Raw genomic sequence first — 19,537 nt, forward strand, 5'->3', positions numbered from 1 at the left:
GCGGGTCCGCCGGACGAGGGAGACGACGAGCGTGGAACGCATCGGGCAGGGCGGCGACCGGTTCGAGGGGGTCCGCGAGATCGCGGTGCTCCGGGGCGGCGGCCTCGGTGACCTGATGTTCGCGATGCCGGCGATCGAGGCCCTCGCCGCCGCGTACCCGGACGCGCGGGTGACCCTGCTCGGGACGCCATCGGCCGAGGCGCTGCTTGACGGCAGGACCACGGCGGTCCACGCGTTCGAGGAGCTCCCCGTGCACCCGGGCGTGCGCGACTCCGGCGAGGGCGCCCCCGACCTCGAGGACTTCGAACGACGACTGCGAGGCCGCTTCGACCTCGCGGTGCAGCTGCACGGCGGCGGCCGGAACTCGAACCCGTTCCTGCTCCGCCTCGGTGCGCCCCACACCGTGGGCACCGCCACCGAGGACGCCGAGGTCCTCGAACGATGGGTGCGCTACGTCTACTACCAGCACGAGGTGCTGCGCGGACTCGAGGTCGCGGCGCTGGCGGGTGCCGAGCCGGTCACGCTCGACCCGCGCGTCACGGTCACGGATGCCGAGCGACGCGACGTCCGTGCCCGGTTCGGCGTCGAGCGGACCCTCGTCGCGATGCACCCGGGAGCGACCGACCCGCGCCGACGCTGGAGCCCGGACCGCTTCGCCGCGGTCGCCGTGGCACGCCTCGCGGCGGGGGACGACGTGGTGCTGGTCGGCGACGACTCCGACCGCCCGGCAGCGGACGCGATCGTCGACGCCGTCCGCGACACGGTGGACGCCGACGCTGCCGCGCGTCTGCACGACGTGGTCGGGACGTTGCCGTTGTCCGAGCTGCCGGCGGTCCTCGGCGCCGCCGACGTGATGGTCGGGGACGACTCCGGCCCGCGGCACCTCGCCGTCGCGGTCGGCACCCGCACCGTCGGCGTGTTCTGGTTCGGCAACGTCATCAACGCCGGCCCGCTGGACCGCGGCCGGCACCGCGTCCACATGTCGTTCGTCACGCGGTGCCCGGTCTGCGGCATCGACGTCACGCAGGTCGGCTGGACCGCCGAACGCTGCGAGCACGACCCGTCCTACGTCGACCAGGTGACGCCGGACCTGGTGCTGGCGGATGTCGAGGACCTGCTCCGCACGCGCTGAGCCCCGGTCGTCGCACGACATGCCGCCGGCGTACCACCGAGGTCGCGGAGAACGTCGCCGGTCGAGGTCGCACGACGTGCCGGCGGGTTGACGTCGAGGTCGCGCGATCTGCTGCCCGGCGTGCCCACGGACGGCCCGTCGTGCGACCTCAGCGGACATGAGCGGCATGTCGTGGGACCTGGGCGGCAGGCGGCGGCAGGCGGCGACACGGCACGACCACAGGACCGAGGGGAGGCCCGGTGCCAGCTGGCACCGGGCCTCCCGTCGGTCAGCGGATCGCGATCACGGCCAGCTGGGCTCCGTGGCGGGCATGATCGACATCTCGCGGATCTCGCAGCCGGCCGGCTGCGAGAGCGCGAACAGGATCGCGTTGGCGACGTAGGACGGCTCGATCAGGAGCGCGTCCGGGCCGGGCTTGTACTGCTCGGTGCGGTCCGCGAAGAAGTTCGTGCGCATGCCGGCCGGGATGACGTTCGTGACCCCGACCTTGCCGGCCGTCTCGGCCGCCAGCGCCTGTGAGAACCCACGAACGCCGAACTTCGACGCCGAGTACGCGGTGCCGTCGCCGACCCCGCGCAGCGCGAGCGACGAGGCGATCGTGACGACGCGGCCGCGGTTCTCCTCGAGCGTGGGGAGTGCCGCGCGCACGACGGCTGCCGTGCCGAGCAGGTTCACGCCGACGATCTGCTCCCAGTCGGTGGCGGACAGCGCGCCGATGGGTGCCGGCTTGTCGATCCCGGCGGCGGTGACGACCGCGTCCAGGCCCCCGTGGCGCTCGGCGGCGTCCCGGACAGCCTGCTCGGTCGCCGCGGTGTCCGTCACGTCGACCGCGACTGCGTCGACCCCGTCGGCGACGCCCTCGACGCGCAGGTCGAGGACGATCGGGGTGCCACCGGCCTCGAGGACGGCGTCGACGACGGCCGCTCCGAGTCCGCTGGCGCCGCCGGTGACGAGGACGCGGCCGATGGGGGTGGTGGGGACGGGCATGTGGTTCCTTCCGGGGTGGATCAGGTTCGTGTGGTCGGTCGGGTTCGTGGTGGGCGCGCTCAGCCGACGGCCGCGAGCGCGGACGCCAGGCGTGTGGTGGAGCGTCCCGGGTGGAACGGCACGGTGACGACGCGCCCGCCCCACTCGGCCAGGGTGACGGCCTCGGGCAGCTCGTCGGCGGTGTAGTCGCCGCCCTTCGCCCAGACGGCGGGACGGAAGCGACGCAGCGCCTCGTCCGGCGTGGTCTCGTCGAACACGACGACGGCATCGACGCAGTCCAGCGCCAGCAGCAACTCGGCGCGGTCGTCCTGGGTCATGATCGGGCGTTCGGGTCCCTTGAGCGTGCGGACGGAGTCGTCCGAGTTCAGGCACACGACCAGGCAGTCCCCGAGCGCCCGGGCCGCGGACAGCGTCCGCGCGTGGCCGGCGTGGATCAGGTCGAAGCACCCACCGGTCGCGACGACCGTGCCGCCTGCGGCGCGCACCTCGTGGACGACCCGCAGGGCGTCCCGGTCGGCTCCTGGCACCGCGACCACGGCGGGGGCGTCGGCGAACAGGGCGGCGACCCCGCCGGCGGCGAGGTACGCCGACGCGTCGGCCACACCGGCGGCGACGGCGTCCGGGACGTCGGCGCCACCGGCGAGGGCGACGGCGACCCCGGCGGCCAGTCGGTCGCCGGCTCCGCACGGGTCGGCGGCGGTGACGGAGGGCGCCGGCACGAAGCGGGAGTCCATGCCACGCGCGGTCCGACGTCCGACCAGCGCACCCCGGTCGCCCATGGTGACGGCGACGGCACCGACGTCCCACGCGTCGACCAGGGCCGCTGCCGCGTCGGTGGCGAAGGGCACGCCCTGGCCGGGCAGGTCGGTGAAGCGTCGGGCCTCGGCGGCGTTCGGCGTCGCGACGGTGATCCCGGCCACGGGGGTCGCGCCCCTGGGGTGCGGGTCCCAGACGACGGGGGTGGCGGCGGCGGCAGCGGCGATCGCGTCGCGCAGTGCCGGAGCCGCGGCGACCCCGCGACCGTAGTCGGCCACGACGACGGCGTCGACCTGGGTCAGCACCGCGGTCATCTCGGCCGTGACCGACGGCACCGGCGGGGTGTCGCAGCCCTCGTCGATCCGGACCAGGGCGTGCTCGCCGACGCGCACGCGGGTCTTGACGGGCGTCGCGACACCCGACGGACCCGCGACGACGCGGACGTCCGGGAGCAGGGCGCGGAGCTCGTCAGCCCGGTCGTCGTCGCTCAGGACGGTGACCAGCGTGACGTCGTGGCCGTCCTTCGCCAGCATCGTCGCGACGAGCCCGGCGCCGCCGGCACGGCGGTCGTCGGTGCGGACGTCGACGACGGGCACCGGAGCGTCCGGGCTCAGGCGTTCGCTGGTCCCGCTGACGTCGACGTCGAGCAGCGTGTCGCCCACGACGGCGATGCGCAGGCGGGTCCCGCGGGCGCTCATCGACGGCCCCCGCGTCGGAGCGCCGGTTCCATGGCCTTGCAGAGGGCGTGCACGAGGACGAGTTGCGCCTCCTGCACGTTCGCGGACGGGCCCTCGATGCAGATCGCGTCGTCGACGGTGTCGGCGAGCGGGTTGGGTCGGGCCCCCGTCAGGGCGAGTGCCCGGGCACCCACCGCGCGAGCGGCCTCGGCCGCGCGCAGCAGGTTCGGGCTCCGGCCGCTGGTGCTCAGCAGGACGACGACGTCCCCGGCGCGGGCGTGGGCACGCACCTGGCGCGCGAAGACCTCCTCGAACCCGTAGTCGTTGCCGATCGCGGTGACCGCGGAGGACTCGGCGTGCAGGGAGATGGCGGAGTAGGCGGGCCGGTCCCCGTCGAACCGGCCGGTCAGCTCCGAGGTGAGGTGCTGTGCCTCGGCGGCGGACCCGCCGTTGCCCGCGGCCAGCAGGCGTCGACCGGCGACGAGCCGGGCGGCGATGTCGTCGGCCCACGCGGCGATCTGGTCGCGGTGGTCGACGAGCGAGGCCACGACCGGCACCGAGGCGGCGACGTGGTCGAGCACGGCGCGGGCGCTGTCGCTCAGCTGTTCGGTCGTGCCGATCCCGCTCTGTTCGATGGTCATCGTGCTGTCCTCTCGGTGGCGCGGTCGGGGAGCGTGCCCCGACCCGTCGAAGTGGTCCTCGCGGGGAACGGGATGTCGGCAGCGACCCCGGCGACCAGACGCTCGTAGACCCGCTCCGTGTCGGCGGCGACGCGGCTCCAGGCGTAGCGGGACTCGACCCGCGCACGACCGGCGGCGCCGTAGCCCTCGGCACGGACGGGGTCGTCCAGCAAGCCCGCGACGGCGGCAGCGACGGCGTCCTCGTCGCGCGGCGGGACGTGCAGCCCGGTGGCGTCCTCGACGACCGTGTCGATGAGCCCGCCGACCCGTGACGCGACGACGGGACGTGCGCACGCCATGGCCTCGAGCGGCACGATGCCGAACGGCTCGTACCAGGGGGCGCACACGACGACGTCGGCGCTGCGGTAGACGGCCGGCATGTCGTCCTGGCCGAGCTGCCCGCGGAAGGACACGTGGTCGCGGACACCGAGCGAGCGGGCCAGGGCGTCGAGGCGCTGGTACTCCGGGTCGTCCGGCAGGTCGGCACCGGCCGTGCCGGCACCGCCCACGACGACGAGTTCGACGTCGCGCCCGGCCTCGACCAGGCGGGCGAGCGCGGCGATCGTCGTGCCGACGCCCTTGCGGCGGACCAGGCGTGAGGCCGTCAGGACGCGGTGCGTCCGTCCGCGCACCTCGACGGGGCCGGTCGGCTGGAAGCGGTCGACGTCGACGCCGCACGGAACGACCGAGATCGCGTGCAGGGGGACCCCGAGCGCCTTGAGCTCGAAGGCCTCGTCGGAGCAGGTCGCGACCACCTGGTCGACCCCGCGGCCGACGGCCGGTTCGACCCACTCGCGCTCCTCGGGACTGGTGTCGGCGGAGCCCTGGTGTCGCCGCTTCACGATGCCGAGCGCGTGGAAGGTCTGCACGACCGGGATCCGGGTCCCACCGGTGCGGATCTGCACCTGCGACACGGCATCGAGTGCCGCGTGCCCGGACATCCAGAAGTGGCCGTGGACGACGTCCGGTCGGTCGACGAACCACTCGGCGGCGAGGATCTGGGCGAACGTCGCCATGTACGGGAAGAGCTCGTCCTTCGACACCGCACGGGCGGGTCCGGCGTCGACGTGCACGACCTCGACGCCGGGGCGCAGCATGACGCGGGCGGGCAGCTCGGCGTCGTCCCGGCGCGTGTACACGGTCACCTCGTGGCCGCGGTCGGCGAGTGCGCCGGACAGCGCGGCGACGTGCACGTTCTGCCCGCCGGCGTCGACCCCGCCCAGCACGGCCAGCGGACTGGCGTGTTCGGAGACCATCGCGATCCTCATCGGGTGCTCCCTTCCAGAGCGGGGCTCGGGCTGCGCCCCGCGCGCCGGTGGCGCGTCACGACGTCGTCGAGCAACGCGTCCCAGTCCCCGAGGAACCGGGCGAGCGAGTGTCGTGCGAGCGCGGCTTCCCGGGCGACGGCGCCACGTCGGCGCGCCTCGTCCGGGTCGTCGACCAGCAGCCGGGAGGCCCGGGTCAGCTCCGCCACGTCCGTCGCGATCGCGCCGGCCTCGGCGGGCACGGTGCGCGCCGCGTCGGTCGTCGCGAGGACCAGGACCGGCATGGCCATGTGCATCGCCTCGATGAGCGACAGCCCCAGCGAGGTCCAGCGGTTCGGGTGCAGGTACGCCCGACGCTCGGCCAGGGCGGCGTGCATCGGGTCCGGCTTGACGTCGCCGAGCCCGACCAGGCGGTCACCGAGTCCGAGGTCGGCGAGGCGCTCCGTCCCCATCCCGAAGACGTCGACGGGGGCGACCGCGGCGAAGCGGGGGAGCAGGTCCGTGCCCACCACCCGGTTGCGCCGCACCGGCTCGTTGATCACCGCACCGAAGCGCTCCAGTCGTCCCGAGTACAGCGGCCCCGGGTCGACCACGCCGTGCTCGACGACCGTGGTCCGCGCGGAGCCGCAGTCCCACATCAGCGCGTTCCAGTGCGTCACGTGCGCGATCGTCATGTCGGCGTGGTCCCGGAAGGGGTGCAGGCTGTTCGGCACGTCGACACGGGGCGCGTTGTGCTCGACGAACACCGTCGGCACCGAGCGGCCGCGCAGCAGGGTCGCGGCGACCTCGGCCTCCTCGGTGCGCTGCAGCACGACCAGGTCGACACCGGCGTCCGCGACGTCCTCGGGCGCGATCTCCACGACGTTCGGCCAGTCGCGTCCCCCGGTGCCGAGTCCCCAGCCGTCGCGGGCGGCGGTGGTCGGGACGAGGTACTCGTGCGACCCGCGGACGAACGCGTCCATCCAGCCGCCGTGGACGTGCCAGACGAGGATCCGCATGCAGTCCCTTTCGGTCGCGCTCCGTGCGGATCGGGCGGGTTGCCGGACCGTCAACAGCAGGAGCAGGAGGAGCAGTGCCGCACGCTACGCACGCGCTTCTGGTGTCCTTCGCAGACTGCTCGGCTTCATCCGCAGAGCGCGCCCGACCAGGCGACCGTGTGCCGCGAGGACGTCCTCGGGGGTCACCGACGACAGGCACGGGTGTCCGGGGACGGGGCACTCGCGTGCGCGACTGAGCCGGCACGCGGCGCCCTGGTCACCGAGCAGTTCGACGTGCTCGGCGTACGGGGCCCACTTCATGGCGGGCACCACGGGGGAGAACAGGCTGACGATCCTCGCGCCGACCGCCGCGGCCAGGTGGGCCGGGCCGGTGTTGCCGACCACGACGACCTCGGCGCCGGCCAGCACCGCCGCGAGCTCCGCCGGGCTGGTCCGCCCGCCGAGGTCGAGCACGGTGGCGTCCTCCGGCGCACCCGCGGCGACGGACGCCGTCAGCGCCCGTTCCCCGGGCGAGCCGGTCACGACGACCGGGATGCCGAGGTCGCCGTAGGCGGCGACGAGCGCCCGGTGGTGCTCGGGCGGCCAGGACCGCGCGGGGACGCTCGCGCCCGGGTGGACCACGACGTAGCGGTCCAGCGCAGCCACCTCGGGTGGCGCCGCGGCGTCGTGCCGCACCACGAGCCTCCCGTCGTCGTCGGCCGGCAGGCCGAAGCCGGCCGCCTCGGCGATCCGCAGCGCGCGCTCGGGTTCGGGGAGGTCCTCGGGCAGGTCCTCGCCGGGTCGCAGGCGCACGTCGAGCAACGAACCGGGGTGGTCGACGGACGCACCGGACACCCGTGCGACGCCCGCCAGCCGCAGCAGCACGGCCAGCGGCAGCGGCGACTGGTGGAAGGACGTCAGCACGACGGCCTCGTCGATCCGCTCCTCGTCGACGAGCGCCCGGAACTCGTCGAGCAGGGCGTCGTCGAGCGGCCGCGCGGTCTCCGTGACCCACGGCGCGGCCCACACCCGCACCCGGTCGATCCCGGGCAGCAGCTCGGCGGCGGGGGCCCCCTGCGGGCCGCAGAGCATCGTGACGTGCGACGCACCGGCCGCCACCGCGCGCACGGCCGGACCGGTGACCAGCACGTCGCCGAACGAGTCGAGGCGGGCGACCAGGACCCGCGGGCCCCGTCGGTCGTCCGTCACGCTGACGCCGCCCGCACGTGCGCCAGCACGAGGGCGACGGCGTCCTCGATGGTCGCGGCGACGGTCGGGGCGGCAGCGACCTCCTCCGGACGCGTCCGCGGTGTCGGGACGAGGACCGACTGCGCGCCCGCGGCTGCGGCGGCGCCGACGTCCGCGCCGATGTCGCCGATGACGACGAGTTCCTCGACCGGCACGCCGAGTCGCTCCGCAGCCTGGAACACCAGACCCGGGCGGGGCTTGCGGCAGGCGCAGTCGTCCTCCGCACCGTGCGGGCAGACGCACCACACGTCGAAGGGACCGACCAGTTCGTCGACCCGCGCGTTCGTCGCGTCCACCTGCTCGCGGGTGGCACCACCGCGGGCGATCACCGACTGGTTCGTCACGACGCCGACCGGCAGCCCGGCGGCGCGGGCGCGCTCGACGGCACGACGTGCACCCGGGACGGGGACCACGCGGTGCGGGTCGGCGTTGTAGGGGACGTCGATGACGAGCGTGTCGTCACGGTCGAAGAGGAGACCGCCGACTGCGCGGTCCACGGAGAGAGCCATGCGTCCGACATACCGGAGACCGCCCGGACACGCCGCCAGGAAGGCCGCCGGACGCGACCGTCGTCCGCGCCCGGGGCCGCACCGCTAGCGTCGAGCGGGTGACCGCCCTCGATGCCCTCCCTCCGTCCGACGGCCGCCCCGAGCTCGTGGTGCTGCGTGCCATCAAGCTCGGCGACCTGCTCGTGGCGGTGCCCGCACTGCGCGCGCTGCGTCGGGCGTTCCCCGACCACCGCATCAGCCTGGCGACGACCGCGTGGCTCGCCCCGGTCGTCGAGCTCGTGCCCGCCGTCGACGTGCACCTGGCGCAGCAGGGCTTCGACCACCCGATCGGGGTGCCGGCCGGCGTCACCGACGTCGCGGTGAACCTGCACGGAGCCGGCCCGGAGTCCGAGGGGCTGGTCGCCGCACTGGGGGCGCGGCGGGTCATCGGGCACGGCGGCAGCGACGGCCCGCCCTGGAACGACGGGCCGGTCAACGAACGCGAACGCTGGGTCCGTCTGCTCGAGGCCCACGGCATCCCCGGCGACCCCGACGACGTCGGCATCGACCGGCCCACCGCGCCCGCGGTCGTCGCGGACGCCGCCGTCGTGCACGTCGGTGCGTTCCACGGCGCGCGGCACTGGCCGGTCGACCGGTTCGCCGAGGTGGTGCGCGGTCTGCGCGAGCGCGGACACCACGTGGTCCTGACGGGAGGCTCGGCGGACGTCGAGCGCGCCGCCGCCGTCGCCGAGTCCGCCGGGCTGCCGCCGGAGGCGGTCCTGGCCGGTGTGCTCGACCTGCAGCCGTTCGCGGCCGTGGTCGCGGCGGCCCGCGTGGTCGTCACGGTCGACACCGGCGCAGCGCACCTGGCTTCGGCGTACGGCATCCCGTCGGTCGTGCTCTTCGGACCGGCGCCGCCGGAGTCCTGGGGACCGCCGGCGTCCGGCCCGCACGTGGTGCTCACGGATGCGTCCGTGCGGCGCGGCGACGTGTTCTCCGAGGAGCCCGACCCGGCGATCCTGGCCGTGCACCCCGCCGACGTGCTCGGCGCGGTCGACGGACTCGGGGTCTCCGCGCCGGCTGCGGCAGCAGACGGCGTGCGGGCGGGGTCGGGGACCGACCGGTAGCGTCGGTTGGACGGACCCGGAACGCCCGGGCCGTGGAGGGAGCACCGTGTTCGAAGCGGCCAACATCCGGGACTGGATCGGCATGCCGGTCGTCGACGAGAGCGACGACAAGGTCGGGAACCTCGAGAGCATCTACTACGACACCGCGACGTCCGAGCCCGCGTTCGGATCGGTCGCGACCGGGATGGTCGGCTTCCAGAAGCTCGTGTTCGTCCCGCTCGTCGGTGCGACCGTCGCGCCGAAGCACCTGCGCGTGACCTTCCCGAAGAAGCTCATCAAGGACGCGCCCTCCATCGCGACCGACGGCGAGCTCGAAGCCGACACCGAGCCGGTGCTGTTCCAGCACTACGGGCTCGAGTACCGCACCGGCAGCGGCGGAGAGCGTCGACTCGGCCGACGCTGAGCGCCGAGACGGTAGCCTGACCGCTTCCGTCCGACGTCCCGTCCACCCGAAGGTCACGTGCTGTTCAGGTCCGCCCGCTCCCTGCTGCTCCTCGCAGTGGCGGCGTCGGTCGTGCTCGCGGCCGGGGTCCTGCAGACGTCCGGTGCCACGGCAGCGCCGCTCTGGCCGGTCCCGCAGCCCTACCGGGTGACCGCCGACCCGGTGGAGTCGCTCGCGGGACTGCCGCCGGGCAGCGAGTACGTCGCCCTCGGGGACTCGTACTCCGCCGGGTACGGCCTCGGTGACCCGACCGGGCTCCCCGTCTCCGCGTGCGGGCAGTCCGCCCAGGACTACCCCCACCGGGTCGCGGCCCGGTTCGGACTCGCGTTGCACGACGTCACCTGCGGTGGCGCGACGACCGCGGACATCCTCGGCGGGCACCAGTTCCGGGGCGTCCCGCCACAGATCGAGGCACTGTCCGCCGACACGCGGCTGGTCACCGTCACGATCGGCGGCAACGACGCGGACCTGTTCGGCACGGCCGCGGCGTGTCTGGCGCTGTCACCGGCGGGTCCGGTGTTCTCCGGCCGGGATGCCCCGTCGTGCCGCAGCACGCTGGTGCAGGACGGCGTCGACCAGCTCGGGGTGAAGATCCGGTCGCGGGTGGCGCTCGGCATCGCAACGGCGTTGGCCGCCATCCGGAACGCCGCCCCGAACGCCCAGGTCGTCTTCCTCGGCTACCCGGCCATCTTCCCGGACGCCGAGCACACCCCGCCCAAGGGGTGTTTCCGGTCCGCGCTCGACCTCGGCACGCTCACGGGCTCGTTCCCGGCGAACTCCTACCCGTTCACGAACACCGACGTGCGGTACCTGCACGGTGTCCAGCAGGACCTCGACGACGTGGCGCGGTCGGCTGCGGCCGCGGCCGGCGTCCGCTACCTCGACGTGTTCGCGTCGACGCTGTCCCGGTCGGCCTGCGCCCGGCAGGGGGCGCTGGTGTCCGGCGTGACGCTCGACTCGACCAACGGGCTGCGACGGATCGACCTCGAGCCGGGGGCGCTGCACCCGAACCGCTCCGGGGCGGCGTACCTGGCGCGCCGGGTCGAGGCCGCGGTCCGCACCGCCGCCGGCTGAGCGGACCGCGTCGAGGCGTCAGGCCATGCCGACCGGGTCGGCCTCGGGTTCCGGCGAACGAGTCGAGCGCGATCGACCCCGCGACCGCGTGGGTGTCTCGTGCGCGGTGGCCGGGACGACGCACACGGGTGCGACGGAACGGCGGAGGACGTCGCGCAGCACCGAACCGGACAGCACGTGCACGTGTCCCTGCCCGAGCACGACCAGCGATGCAGTGCGGGTGTGGGCGACGATCGCCGGACCCGGGTGACCCTCGACCAGCAACGACCGGACGCGGACCCCCGGGGCACGTGCGACCAGCCGGTCCGTCGCCCGCTGCAGCAGCGCCTGGCTCTCCCGGCGCCACCGGAGGGGGTCCTCGGCGAAGTCGGTCAGTCCGGTCCGGGTGACCAGCGGCATCTCCCACGCCCGCAGCAGTGTCAGTCGTCGGTGCCGCCGGGACGCCTCGGCGACCGCGATCGCGACGGCCCGCTCGTCTTCGGGTTCGTCGACGGCCAGGACGACGTCGCCGTCGATCGGGTCCGGTCCGTCGGGCACCACGACGGTCGGGACCGCGGCGCGCTCGGCGACCCGGGCCGGCGCGGAGCCGAGGGTCGAGCCACGCCGGCTCCGGAACGTGCCGACGACGAGCAGGTCGCCGCCGCCGGATTCGGCCACGAGCGCAGCGGCGAGCGGACCAGCGTGCCGGACGACGTCGACCTCGACGTCGGGCAGCGCCGCACGGGCCGCCTCCGCGACCTGCTCGGCCACCCGGCGACTGCCTGGGCCGACGCGTCCTTCCGGTGGCGGGTCGTCGCGTCCGTCCGGTGGCGGACCGCCGCGTCCGTCCGGTGGCGGACCGCCGCGTCCGTCCGGTGGCGGACCGTCGCGTCCTTCCGGTGTCGGGTCGACGTCGACGACCCGGAGCCGCTCGAGGTCCGTCGCGGCGTGCGCGACGACCCAGCGCAGCGCTTCGTCGTGCGGCCGTGCGGCGTCCGCTGCCAGCGTGACGGTGGTCCAGTGCTCGTCCATCCCGATCGACCTCCCGTGGTGAGATCCGACGGGGCGTCTCGCGGCGCTCCTGCGGGCGAAGTTACTCCGCGCGGACCGACAGCACCACGCGGTGCGCTGGGGGTCGTCTGCGAGGACCGCGAGCGTACGTTCACGGCATGGTGCAGAGCGCGGGGGTGATGCTGTGGCGGACCGCTCCGTCCGGCGGCATCGAGGTGTTCATCGCCCACATGGGCGGGCCGTTCTGGCGGCGGCGTGAGCGGGCCTGGTCGATCCCGAAGGGCGAGCACGACGCCGTGGAGGACCCGCTCGACGCCGCCGTCCGCGAGTTCGGCGAGGAGATCGGGGTCGCGGTGCCCGACGTCCCGCTCGTGCTGCTCGGGACCTTCCGACAGGCCTCCGGCAAGCGCGTCACGGTCTTCGTCGGGCAGGCGCCGGACTTCGCGGTGGCCGCGGTGCACAGCAACACCGTCCGACTCGAGCTGCCCCGGGGCTCGGGCCGGTTCGTCGAGGTGCCGGAGGTCGACGACGCGCAGTGGGTGCCGATCGAGCGGGCGCGCGGCCTCCTGGTGGCCGGGCAGGTCCCCGCGCTCGACGCGCTGGACGTGCTGGTGTCCTCGGCGGGGTGACGGCTTCGTCACGGAACGGTCGCGAACCGGACAGCCGTGCCGCGTGCTGGATAACCTGAGCGAGCGTCGAGGCAGGCCGATGCGCGAACAGGGGAGAACACATGCGCCGGTGGCGGATGATCACAGCCGGGTTGACCGGGATCGTGCTCGGGGCAGGGCTGGCGCTCGGAGGCGCGACGAGTGCGTCGGCAGCCACCGCCGGGCACTGGGGTGCTTTCGAGGTCAGTGGGACCGCCCGTGCCTACACCGGCTCGGTCGCGCTGCCCGGGTTCCCGGAGACGACCTTCACGTCGAGCTCGCGACAGGCCCAGGTGATCAGCGGCGCCACGACGGGACAGGGGCCGGCAACGCCGCCCGGCGCGGTCTACGGCAACAGCCGGTACAACACCTACCTGAACCAGCGGCCGGCATTCGATCGCCCTGACGCGCCGGCCGAGACGACCTACACCTTCGCTGGCGGCACACCGGGTGCTGGCGGGTGGTCCTTCGTGCTCGGCGACATCGACGCCGACCAGGCGACGATCTCGGCGACCCTGGCGAACGGGCAACCGGCGCCCATCGCCGATCTCGGCTACCAGGGTTCGTACAACTCGTGCTCGACGGTGTCGCCCGGTGGGTGGAGCTGCCCGCCGGACCCGGGCGGGGTCGCGCCCGGTCAGGACACGCCGACCTGGGACCCCACCACCGGCGTGCTCATCGGCAACACGGCGGCGAACGACACGGCAGGGGCATCGGCGTGGTTCACGCCGACTGTTTCGCTGGGGACCCTCACCATCACCTACCAGCAGCGCAGCGGCCTGCCGGTCTACCAGACCTGGTTCGCCAACAAGACCTCCTCGCTGTCGGGCGTCGCGCGGCTCGACGGCGCGCCGCTGCCGAACACCGTCGTGACCGTGACCGCGCCGAACGGCTCCGAGTACACCACCACGACTGACGACCAGGGCGCGTACTCCTTCGACGCGCTGACGCAGGCCGATGGCTACCAGGTCGCGATCGCGACCCCGGACAACGCCACCGTGCAGGCCGCACCCGGCATGGTCTCGCTGCGCGGTGACGTGACGAACGCCGACTTCGACTTCCTCACCCCGCCGGGAACCGTCGCCCTGACCGGCACGGTGGTCGACACCGCTGGCACGCCGGTCGCCGACGTGCCCGTGACGATCACGGACCCCGCAACGGGAGCAGTCCTCGCCGAGACGGTGACCGACGGCGACGGCTCCTACACGGCGTCCGGGCTGCCCGCGGACACCGCCGTCGTGGCCAGCACGACCGGGGCCACCGCGGTGCCGGTGACGACCGGCGCGGACGGAGCAGCCACCGTGGTCGCCCAGCCGCTCGTCATCCAGGCCGCACTGTCGACGATCAGCGGGCGGGTGACCCTCGACGGGACTGCCCCGAGCGACGCCGCGGTCGTGGAGCTGGTGCAGGGCGACCAGGTCGTCGCGACGACCGAAGCCGACGCCGACGGCACCTACGAGTTCCGGGTGCTCCCCGGTGACTACACCGTGCGGACCGCGGCTCCCGTGCCCGGTGCCGACGGTCCCACGGAGACCTCGGTGACCACGACCGCCGGGGGCACCTCGACGGCGGACTTCCCGTTCGTCACGCCCGTGCCCGTCACGGTCTCGCAGGCGGGATCGGTGACGTACACCGACGGCACTCCCGTCGGGGGCACCACCGTGACCGCGCGCCCGGTCGACGCGGGTTCCGGTGCGGTCATCGTCGTCACCACGAACGCCGACGGGTCCTACGACCTGACGGGTCTGACCCCCGGTACCGACTACCGGATCACCGTGGACGGGACCGACCCGCAGCTCGTCACGACCGTCGCCACCGGCGCCGCTCCGACGCCGGCGGACTTCGTCCTCCCGCTCCCGACCGTCGACCAGCCCGGCACCGTGAACGACGCCGACGGCGCCCCCGCGGCGGACGTCGAGGTCGTCGCCACCCCGACCGGCTCTGGCGAACCGGTGACCGCCACGACCGACGCCGACGGTGCGTTCGACCTCGTCGGCCTGCAGCCCGTGACGGAGTACTCGGTCGTCGCCGGCAGCGGTGCACAGGCGACCGACCCGCAGGTGGTAACCACGGTGGCCGCGGGCGCGACGCCCACTCCGCTCGCGTTCGTCCTGCCCGCGGCTGTGGTCACGCCCACGCCGACCCCGACGCCCACGCCGACCCCGGCTCCGGCTCCGGCTCCGGCTCCGGCTCCGACCGTCCCGCCGGCGGGGGCGGGCTCCGGCGGATCGGGCGTGAGCGGTCCGCTCGCCTTCACGGGTGCCGAGATCGCGCCGGCGGCGATCGCTGCCGGCATCCTCGTGCTGCTCGGCGGCGGGCTGCTGACCTTCCGCGCCGCCCGCAACCGCCGTCGGACGGAGCACCTGCAGGACTGAACCCGCGCGACCGGGCTGCGCCGGGCCTCCAGGCCGCCAGCGCAGTTCGCACAACAGAAAGCGATCCGCACCACGCAAGCCGGTGGTGCGGATCGCTTTCCGTTGTGCGACCACATCCCGCACAACGCGCGCGTCAGCACACAGCGCGCGCAACGCGCGTCAGCGCGTGCGGTGCGTCCGCGTCGTGCCGGTGATCGTCGCGACCGAGCCGGTGACCGTCTGGATCGCCCGGCTGATCGTCGGGATCGACGTCGTGACGACGGCCAGGGAGGACGTGATCGCCTCGATGGACGAGGTCGACAGGTGCTCCTGGTGCGTCGAGTGCATCGGGAAGCCCCGGCGCGCCGCGACCACCACGCCGAGCGATCCGAGCAGCACCACGGCCCCGGCGACCGGCAGCATCTGCATGCCCGTCAGCCCGAGCACCTGCCCGCCGATGGCCGCACCGCCCGCGATCCCGATGTTCGACGCGCCGTTGACCAGCGCTCCGGCGATGTCGGGGGAGACCCCGCCCGTGCGGATCGCCGCGGCCATGAACAGCGTGCCGGTCGTGCCGTTCGCCGCCATCCAGACGCCGGCGACGACCATCGTGCCGAGGAGCGACCCGTGCACGAACGGCAGCGCGACGAACGCCGCGGCCATCGCGGCCACGGCTGCGATGAGCGTCTGCCGTGGGGCACGGTCGACGAACATGCCGGCGAGCCAGAGTCCGATCATCCCGGTGCCGCCCAGCACGAGCAGCGCACCGCTCACGAGAGCGGCGTCCAGCCCGGCGTCGATCACGTACGGACCGATGTACGTGTAGACGACGTAGTGCCCCGCGAAGAGCAGCAGGTCCGCCGTGACCACCGCGAGCAGACCGGTGCGAGCCCAGGCCTTCGGTGACCCGATGTGCGGCGACGCGGTGCCGGCGACCGCCGGCAGGAACGCCGCGGCGACGACGGCCAGGACGGCGGCGCACACGGCGACGGCCCCGACGGCCGGCCGCCAGCCGATCGACTGCCCGACACCGGTGGCGAGCGGGACTCCGACGACGAACCCGAGCGAGCTGCCCGAGTACACGAAGGCGATCGCCCGTCCGGCCAGGCGGGGCGGCACGATCCGGGTCGCGTAGGCCGAGGCGACCGAGAAGAACAGCGCGTGGGCGACACCGCCGACGACGCGGCCAGCGCAGACCACGGCGAACGAGGGCGCGAGCGCGACCATCAGGTTCGACACGGTGTACCCGACGAGCGTCGCGACCAGGACGCCCTTGCGGGGGAGTCGAGCGGTCAGCGACGTGAGCGGCAGCGCGAGCAGGGCGACGGCTGCGGCGTAGACGGTGATCACGATGCCCATGGTCGACTCGGACACGCCGAGGTCCGAGCTCATCGTGCCGAGCAGCCCGACGGGCATGAGCTCGGTCGTGATCGCGAAGAAGGTGGCGAGACCGAGGACAGCGATCCCGACGATCGCCTTCGAGGTCAGGACAGACGGGGTGTGGAGCGACGTGGTGCTGGGCGTGGTGCGGGTCGACGCGGTGTTCGTCGTCATTGGCTGACCTCCTCGGGGCGTGGCGGAGCGCGCGACGGGACGTCTCGTCGACGACACCACGACCAGGAGGGTCGGGCTGCGCGCTCGGTGTGCGGATGTGTGGTTGGTCACTCCACGGCGAGTGCGATCAGACCAGTCTGACACGAGGTCGTCGGATTGTCACGGGAGCGCTCCAACGCCGCCAGGAGGCTCAGAACGACTGCGCGACCCGACCCTGGACGCCGCCGCCGGACAGCTCGAGCGTCAGGGTCCCGCTCAGCGACTGCGCGGTCATCGACACCGCCCCGTGCAGGGCGTCCTCGCGGGGGAAGCACGCCGTCGACGCCTCCATCCGGTTCGCCGTGGCGACCAGGCAGACCGTCCCCCGGTCAGTGCCGACGCCCGCCCACACGTTCCACGGCGTCGCCGCGTCGTCACCGCTGAGGGAGCGGTTCGTGTAGATCAGCCGGGTGGAGTGCAGGCGCACCGGGGCCTCGAGCGACCCAGGGATCTGGTCGGCGTAGGTCTGCGGCGCGTCGAGCAGCTGTTCCAGCGTCACCGTGCCGGCCGTCGGGGTCACGGACGGTGACGACGGGACCGCTGGGTGCACGGTCCCGATGACGAGTCCGGTCCCGAACGCGACCACGATCGCCGCGGCCAGACCGCCGGCGACCCATGGCCGCGTCCGCGCGCTCCGGAGGACGCGGACGGCGCGGTCACGGGCCCGGATCCAACCGCTCGGCACGTCGGCACCGTGGCCGGGTCCGCCGGACGGGAGGCCCGGGTCGCCCTGGTCGGGAGCCGTCGCCTCCACCCCGTGGTCGGTGAGCGGCGGGACGGCAGCGGTCCCGGGCATGTCGCCCGGCAGGTCGTCGTCACGTTCGGCGTCGACGGGCGGGCCGTCGACCATCGACGCCGGCGCCTCGGCGCCTTCCGGGGACTCGGCGTGCTCCGAGGACCCGGCGCGTCCCGGGGTTGCGGGCGCGACGCTCGGCGTCACCGATGCGGCGGACCCGGGCCGGACGGTGCGCGGCACGGGGCGGCGTCCGAGGTCGGTCAGCGCGATCCGGGCCCGTGCCGCCTCGGTGGGCGTCGACCCCGAACCCCAGGCGATCTCCTGCAGGCGCGCGCGTTCGCGGTCGGTGTCGCGGTCGTCGGCGGCCATGCGCACTCCCGGTGTCCGGTCGATGCTGTCTCGAGATCATCGTGGCACTCGTGCGAACACCGCGTGCACCGAGTTCGGAGACCTGTCCGGATCCGGTGGGTGTAGGTCTTGTGCATGACAGACGCACGCGAACCCGACCCCGAGGTCATCGAGCCGGTCAGCCACGACGCGACCTCCGGCGAGGCCGACTACGTCGCGACGAACCCCGGCGGCAGCGGTGCCGAGCGGCACAACCCGCTGCCGGACGAGGAACAGGGCCGCGACACCGAGTACGACCCGGTCGACCAGGGCCCCGAGCACGAGGGCTGAGGCGCTCAGCGGAGCACGCGGCGCAGGAGTGCCCGCTCGCCGGCGGTCCACGCGGCGCTCGTGACGACGTACAGTGCGGCCGCGGACGGCGCGACCGCGGCGAAGACGACGGTCACGAACGGCACCCAGCGCGTGACCGCAGACGTCGCGGCCGCTCCGGGCACGGCGGCGTCGACGGGCTCCGGTGGGTTCCACCGCAGGTTCGACCGCCGGGTCAGTTCGACGACGACCGCCAGCACCGCCAGCAGCAGGACGAGCACCCAGGCGTGCGCCCACAGCGGCGAGGCGACCACCGCGACGAACGAGTGTCCGAGCGGGATCCCGACGAGCGTGGCCTCGAGCAGCGCGTTCGTCGCGCCGGCGATGGTCGCGTGCGTGAACAGGGCGTACACGACCGACACGACGGGTGCCTGCGCGAGCACGGGCAGGCACCCGGCCAGGGGTGAGACGTGCTCGGACGTGTACAGCTCCTGGACGGCACGCCGCAGGCGTTCGGCGTCCCCGCGGTGACGACGCCGCAGTGCCGCGAGCTGCGGGGCGAGACGACGTCGATCGCGCTCGGCACGCACCTGCAGGACGGACAGCGGGACGAGGAGCGCGCGGACGGCCAGGGTCACCAGCACGACGGCGAGTGCGGCGGCCAACGGCCCGGCGACGGGGTCGAGCGCGATGGTCAGGGCGGCGAGCAGCTCCGCACCGAGGTGCAGCGCGCCGCCGATGAGCGGCCCGACGAGGGGGAGGGTGGACAGGTCCATGACGATTCCGATCGAGTGTGGTGGCAGGGGTCGACGAGCGACCCGCACACCGATCGGTGTCAGGTCGCGGGGACGGCTCCCGGTGCCCGGGGCCGAGCGTGCCCGGCAGCGTCCGGGTGGCTCCACGCGATCCGCGTGACGAGGTCGAGCGGGACGGCCCCGACACGGCCGTCGGCGGCGGCGGGGGACCCGAGGACGAGGCCCAGCACCTGCGCCACGAGGACCGCTGCGGCGACCACCGCGACACCGAACCCGGCCAGGGCGAGCAGCGGCATCGCGCCGGAGGCAGGGTCGACGAGGAGCAGTGCGGCGACTGCGCGCAGGAACACCTCGACGACGGCCATGGTCTGATCAGCGTATCGCCCGCGTGCCGCCCCGCACCGGTGCCCTGACCAGGGGATGATCGCCGCATGACCGCCGCTGCCCCGAGCACCCCCGCGACCCTCGCGTTGGAGCGCGCCGGGGTGCCCTTCACGCCCCACGTGTACGAGCACCACGAGACCGCGACCAACTTCGGCGAAGAGGCGGCCGCCGCGCTGGGCCTCCGCGAGGAACAGGTCTTCAAGACGCTCGTCGTCTCGGTCGACGGCGCGCTGGCGGTCGCGATCGTCCCGGTGGCGAACCGGCTCGACCTCAAGGCCATCGCCGCTGCCGTCGGCGGCAAGAAGGCCACGCTCGCCGACCCGACCCTGGCCGAGAAGCGGACCGGCTACGTCGTGGGCGGCATCAGCCCCGTCGGCCAGCGATCGCAGCTCCGCACCGTGCTCGACGAGTCGGCGACCACCTACCCGACGATCTTCGTCTCCGGTGGTCGTCGCGGGTTCGACATCGAGATCGCCCCTGCTGACCTGCTGGCGGTCACGAAAGCGACCACGGCGGCCATCGCCCGGACCTGAGTCGAGTCCGCGCAACTTCTTCCACCACCCGGGAA

20 protein-coding genes are annotated in these 19,537 nt (G+C 74.2%); 8 read left to right on the top strand and 12 right to left on the bottom strand.

Annotated features, from left to right (window positions below; translation table 11 throughout):
* Positions 1–31: 31 nt before the first annotated feature.
* Positions 32–1,132: a glycosyltransferase family 9 protein gene (locus tag DEJ13_RS08980; protein ID WP_111106211.1), complete on the top strand. Its 1,101-nt coding sequence runs from the start codon at positions 32–34 to the stop codon at positions 1,130–1,132.
* A gap of 282 nt (positions 1,133–1,414) precedes the next feature.
* On the opposite strand, the gene DEJ13_RS08985 is transcribed toward DEJ13_RS08980, so the two are convergent.
* The 7 genes from DEJ13_RS08985 to DEJ13_RS09015 form a co-directional block, all read right to left on the bottom strand.
* On the bottom strand, positions 1,415–2,119 hold the full coding sequence (locus DEJ13_RS08985; protein ID WP_056124666.1) for an SDR family oxidoreductase: 705 nt from the start codon (positions 2,117–2,119) through the stop codon (positions 1,415–1,417).
* Positions 2,120–2,178: 59 nt separating this feature from the next.
* Positions 2,179–3,552 (bottom strand): PfkB family carbohydrate kinase, encoded by a 1,374-nt coding sequence (locus tag DEJ13_RS08990; RefSeq protein ID WP_111106346.1) that lies wholly within the window; start codon positions 3,550–3,552, stop codon positions 2,179–2,181.
* A gap of 17 nt (positions 3,553–3,569) precedes the next feature.
* Entirely contained in the window at positions 3,570–4,193 is a 624-nt protein-coding gene (locus tag DEJ13_RS08995; RefSeq protein WP_056124663.1) for a D-sedoheptulose-7-phosphate isomerase, read from the bottom strand.
* Positions 4,190–5,500 carry a glycosyltransferase gene (locus DEJ13_RS09000; protein ID WP_111106212.1) on the bottom strand — a complete coding sequence of 437 codons (1,311 nt, stop codon included), beginning with the start codon at positions 5,498–5,500 and terminating at the stop codon, positions 4,190–4,192. The genes DEJ13_RS08995 and DEJ13_RS09000 overlap by 4 nt, the downstream gene beginning before the upstream one ends.
* A complete protein-coding gene (locus tag DEJ13_RS09005; RefSeq protein ID WP_111106213.1) occupies positions 5,497–6,495 on the bottom strand; it encodes a glycosyltransferase in 999 nt (332 codons plus the stop codon). The genes DEJ13_RS09000 and DEJ13_RS09005 overlap by 4 nt, the downstream gene beginning before the upstream one ends.
* Positions 6,496–6,579: 84 nt before the next feature.
* Positions 6,580–7,683 (bottom strand): glycosyltransferase family 9 protein, encoded by a 1,104-nt coding sequence (locus tag DEJ13_RS09010; protein WP_111106214.1) that lies wholly within the window; start codon positions 7,681–7,683, stop codon positions 6,580–6,582.
* A complete protein-coding gene (locus DEJ13_RS09015; RefSeq protein ID WP_056124650.1) occupies positions 7,680–8,231 on the bottom strand; it encodes an HAD-IIIA family hydrolase in 552 nt (183 codons plus the stop codon). The genes DEJ13_RS09010 and DEJ13_RS09015 overlap by 4 nt, the downstream gene beginning before the upstream one ends.
* Positions 8,232–8,329: 98 nt before the next feature.
* Between DEJ13_RS09015 and DEJ13_RS09020 the strand changes: the two genes are divergently transcribed.
* From DEJ13_RS09020 to DEJ13_RS09030, 3 genes are read left to right on the top strand one after another with little or no spacing between them, the layout of a single operon-like run.
* Positions 8,330–9,337 (top strand): glycosyltransferase family 9 protein, encoded by a 1,008-nt coding sequence (locus DEJ13_RS09020; protein WP_111106215.1) that lies wholly within the window; start codon positions 8,330–8,332, stop codon positions 9,335–9,337.
* A gap of 46 nt (positions 9,338–9,383) precedes the next feature.
* Positions 9,384–9,740 carry a PRC-barrel domain-containing protein gene (locus DEJ13_RS09025; RefSeq protein ID WP_056124644.1) on the top strand — a complete coding sequence of 119 codons (357 nt, stop codon included), beginning with the start codon at positions 9,384–9,386 and terminating at the stop codon, positions 9,738–9,740.
* A gap of 57 nt (positions 9,741–9,797) precedes the next feature.
* Positions 9,798–10,853, top strand: coding sequence for an SGNH/GDSL hydrolase family protein (locus DEJ13_RS09030; RefSeq protein ID WP_111106216.1), 1,056 nt, complete (start codon positions 9,798–9,800; stop codon positions 10,851–10,853).
* Between the two features lie 18 nt (positions 10,854–10,871).
* Here DEJ13_RS09030 and DEJ13_RS09035 read toward each other — a convergent pair whose 3' ends face one another.
* Positions 10,872–11,864: a universal stress protein gene (locus DEJ13_RS09035; RefSeq protein ID WP_111106217.1), complete on the bottom strand. Its 993-nt coding sequence runs from the start codon at positions 11,862–11,864 to the stop codon at positions 10,872–10,874.
* Between the two features lie 137 nt (positions 11,865–12,001).
* Between DEJ13_RS09035 and DEJ13_RS09040 the strand changes: the two genes are divergently transcribed.
* On the top strand, positions 12,002–12,472 hold the full coding sequence (locus DEJ13_RS09040; protein ID WP_111106218.1) for an NUDIX hydrolase: 471 nt from the start codon (positions 12,002–12,004) through the stop codon (positions 12,470–12,472).
* 101 nt (positions 12,473–12,573) lie between these two features.
* Positions 12,574–14,865, top strand: coding sequence for an MSCRAMM family protein (locus DEJ13_RS09045; protein WP_111106219.1), 2,292 nt, complete (start codon positions 12,574–12,576; stop codon positions 14,863–14,865).
* 159 nt (positions 14,866–15,024) lie between these two features.
* On the opposite strand, the gene DEJ13_RS09050 is transcribed toward DEJ13_RS09045, so the two are convergent.
* On the bottom strand, positions 15,025–16,398 hold the full coding sequence (locus DEJ13_RS09050) for an MFS transporter (protein WP_111106220.1): 1,374 nt from the start codon (positions 16,396–16,398) through the stop codon (positions 15,025–15,027).
* A 190-nt stretch (positions 16,399–16,588) separates the two neighbouring features.
* The gene (locus DEJ13_RS09055; protein ID WP_111106221.1) at positions 16,589–17,542 is read right to left on the bottom strand and encodes a hypothetical protein; all 954 of its coding nucleotides are present in this window, start codon (positions 17,540–17,542) and stop codon (positions 16,589–16,591) included.
* Positions 17,543–17,656: 114 nt separating this feature from the next.
* Between DEJ13_RS09055 and DEJ13_RS09060 the strand changes: the two genes are divergently transcribed.
* The gene (locus DEJ13_RS09060) at positions 17,657–17,851 is read left to right on the top strand and encodes a hypothetical protein (protein ID WP_056124628.1); all 195 of its coding nucleotides are present in this window, start codon (positions 17,657–17,659) and stop codon (positions 17,849–17,851) included.
* Between the two features lie 5 nt (positions 17,852–17,856).
* On the opposite strand, the gene yidC is transcribed toward DEJ13_RS09060, so the two are convergent.
* Positions 17,857–18,606, bottom strand: coding sequence for a membrane protein insertase YidC (gene yidC / locus DEJ13_RS09065; protein ID WP_111106222.1), 750 nt, complete (start codon positions 18,604–18,606; stop codon positions 17,857–17,859).
* A 59-nt stretch (positions 18,607–18,665) separates the two neighbouring features.
* A complete protein-coding gene (locus tag DEJ13_RS09070; RefSeq protein WP_111106223.1) occupies positions 18,666–18,950 on the bottom strand; it encodes a DUF6412 domain-containing protein in 285 nt (94 codons plus the stop codon).
* 66 nt (positions 18,951–19,016) lie between these two features.
* On the opposite strand from DEJ13_RS09070, the gene ybaK reads away from it, so the two are divergent.
* The gene (gene ybaK / locus DEJ13_RS09075) at positions 19,017–19,502 is read left to right on the top strand and encodes a Cys-tRNA(Pro) deacylase (protein ID WP_111106224.1); all 486 of its coding nucleotides are present in this window, start codon (positions 19,017–19,019) and stop codon (positions 19,500–19,502) included.
* Positions 19,503–19,537 lie beyond the last annotated feature (35 nt).

The organism is Curtobacterium sp. MCLR17_007 (assembly GCF_003234655.2).
Taxonomy (GTDB): Bacteria; Actinomycetota; Actinomycetes; order Actinomycetales; family Microbacteriaceae; genus Curtobacterium.